This is a genomic window from Enterobacter cloacae complex sp.6700776 (assembly GCF_048284255.1).
Classification (GTDB): Bacteria; Pseudomonadota; Gammaproteobacteria; order Enterobacterales; family Enterobacteriaceae; genus Enterobacter; species Enterobacter intestinihominis.
In genome coordinates this window covers 1-284 of record NZ_JBLVYK010000239.1, presented here as the reverse complement: position 1 = coordinate 284, position 284 = coordinate 1, and the positions used below count along the sequence as shown (strand labels likewise).

The 284-nt window shown below is 40.8% G+C and carries 1 protein-coding gene; it reads right to left on the bottom strand.

Annotation, left to right across the window (positions count from 1 at the left end; genetic code table 11):
- A partial coding sequence (locus tag ACNQ0T_RS24055) for a hypothetical protein (protein WP_417930478.1) occupies positions 1 to 235 on the bottom strand: 235 nt, incomplete at its 3' end.
- Positions 236 to 284 lie beyond the last annotated feature (49 nt).

Sequence of the window (284 nt, the reverse complement as noted above, 5' to 3'; positions counted from 1 at the left end):
GCCAAAGTGCGTATCCTATTAGACCTTGTGAGTTGAAGTCGCCAATTTGACCGGCAACAAGCCAACTATAAAGTGAGTTGGTACACCCACCTAATACTCCCCAAACAATGAGCTGAAGAATAGAGGGATGTACGATCTGTAAGGAACGTCTTGACCCCAAAAATAACCACATTCCGGCAAGCTGGTTACTTTTAAAATCATGCCAAAAGTTAATGGAAGGTTTGAGATCAATCATAAAAAGGTTTCAAAAATTTCGTTTTTGTCAGGCACCATAAGTGTATGCC